Genomic DNA, 2,019 nt, shown 5'->3' with positions numbered 1-2,019 from the left:
TCTTCTTTTCTCACTCCAGAAAAATAAATTTCTTGCCCTAAAAAATGCTCTGATAATTTATTATCAATCTCCTCTATATTGACAAGATTACCTAAGGGAATTTTGAATATTTGTTGTCCAAAGCTCTTTTGTTGCCTACGATCTATCGTTACTTCAAAATAAAAATCATCTGCATGTTTTAAATTCCCGTTCTTATCTAATGTCGTAATCCACGTATTATTTTCTCTTAAAAAGTCTTGCTCTAGTTTCTGAATTTCTTCTGCATTTCCTGCATGATTTAAATAGTTCTTCCCAAAGGAATTTAAATTCACTTTAATATCTTCCACTTTTCGATTCGCATAATATTGTTTAAAAAATATCGTTTGTCCAATAAATATCGTCGCTAAAATCAACATGCACAATGCTGTTGTAAGAGTAAATAATTTTAGTACAATTCCTTTCCTCATACATTGCCCTCAAATTTATAACCTGTGCGTACTACAGTTGTAATGTACTTTGCTTTCTCTCCTAATTTATTTCTTAAATTACGAATATGACTATTAACCGTTCGATCATCACCAGCAAATTCATATCCCCAAATTCTTGAAATGAGTTGTTCTCGCGTTAAAACGATTCCTTGATTTTTCATGAAATACGCTAATATTTCAAATTCTGTATGCGTTAAATTAATATCAGTTCGATTTACCGTAACAGTGCGCGACGGAAAATGAACGTGAATATCGTGGATCGATAATGTATCATCTTCATTCTCTAAAAGTTGCTTTGTCACTTTTCTGCTTTCTAACAACCTTTTCGCTCTTGCTAATAAAATTGGCGGACTATACGGCTTCGTCACATAGTCATTTGCCCCAAGTTCAAAACCAAGTAACGTATCGTCTTCATCTACGCGCGCCGTTAGCATAATAATAGGCACCTCGGACGTCTTTCGAATCCTTCGGCAAACAGACCATCCATCGAGTTCTGGCAACATAATATCTAAAATAACTAAATCAACCTCTTCTTCTTCAAATACAACTAAAGCCTCTTTCCCGTCCCTCGCTTCAAACACTACATATTGCTCACTTAAAAAATAATCTTTTAATATTTCACGTAATATGTCTTCATCTTCAACAATTAAAATGTTTTTTGACATAACTGATATATCCCCCTCCCGTTTTCAGAAACTATAATTTCACTTTGAATAACTGCCAGTTAACGTCGCCTCGATAATATATCTATCTGGTGCATCCCCTATATAATCAAATGGGTAACAAGTTGTCAGTGTTAATATCGGTTCTTCTTTTTTTATAATAACAGTACGATCATCCGCATGAGTAATCCATGTCTTTTGAATTTCATATGTGTACGTTTTATTATCATACTCTAAAACAAGAGTATCCTTTTCTTTCAACTCTCCTAAATCTGTAAATACAGTATCTCGATGTCCACTCAGTACAGTATGTCCTCCTCCAGATGGGGTTGTCGTTAAATCACTAACAAACATACCAACTCCTTTTTTCAAAGTCGTATCATCCGCTCCCCAATATATAGAAAACTTCTTCTTTATTTTCGGTATGTTTAACATCGCTACCTTTTTACCTTCTTTATGTTCTGTTTGAGAAGAAGGTATTTGAGAAGTTACAGGTGTTTCATGAGAAAGTTGAGTATCTTGTATATTTTTAAGGCTCTTTATTTCTTCTTTCGTTAATTCTTGAGCAGAGCTTTTTCCTTTATACCATTCCACAGCGTAATAGGATCCCATGAATAGCCCAATAGCCATCAATATGATACCGATATAATTGAGTAACTTCATTCTTCATCCCTCCATGCAAAAAATGGTAGGAGTAACCTACCATTTTTAATATATGAAATTATCCCATTCTTTATAGGAAAATATTTTATTTACACTTTAACCTTATTGCGACGATTCAAACCAAATAATGTACCTATCGCTACAAGACATGCACTTAATCCCATCATTGCTACATTATTTGATGCTGTGTTTGGTAATTTTTCACCTTGTACAACTGGCTTTGCTTC

General features: G+C 33.8%; 3 protein-coding genes and 1 pseudogene. All 4 read right to left on the bottom strand.

Annotation, left to right across the window (positions count from 1 at the left end):
* Nucleotides 1–446: pseudogene (locus MR170_RS30445) on the bottom strand (two-component sensor histidine kinase); the annotation flags it as partial.
* Nucleotides 443–1,132, bottom strand: a complete 690-nt coding sequence (locus MR170_RS30440; RefSeq protein ID WP_016079950.1) for a response regulator transcription factor — start codon at nt 1,130–1,132, stop codon at nt 443–445. The pseudogene MR170_RS30445 and the gene MR170_RS30440, both read right to left, overlap by 4 nt.
* A 39-nt stretch (nt 1,133–1,171) precedes the next feature.
* Nucleotides 1,172–1,792 carry a class D sortase gene (locus MR170_RS30435; protein ID WP_242310607.1) on the bottom strand — a complete coding sequence of 207 codons (621 nt, stop codon included), beginning with the start codon at nt 1,790–1,792 and terminating at the stop codon, nt 1,172–1,174.
* Between the two features lie 89 nt (nt 1,793–1,881).
* On the bottom strand, nt 1,882–2,019 hold a 138-nt coding region (locus MR170_RS30430), incomplete at its 5' end, for an LPXTG cell wall anchor domain-containing protein (protein ID WP_242310609.1).

The organism is Bacillus cereus group sp. BfR-BA-01524 (genome assembly GCF_022662595.1).
GTDB classification, from domain to species: Bacteria; Bacillota; Bacilli; order Bacillales; family Bacillaceae_G; genus Bacillus_A; species Bacillus_A thuringiensis_S.
This window is presented reverse-complemented; position numbering and strand designations above follow the sequence as displayed.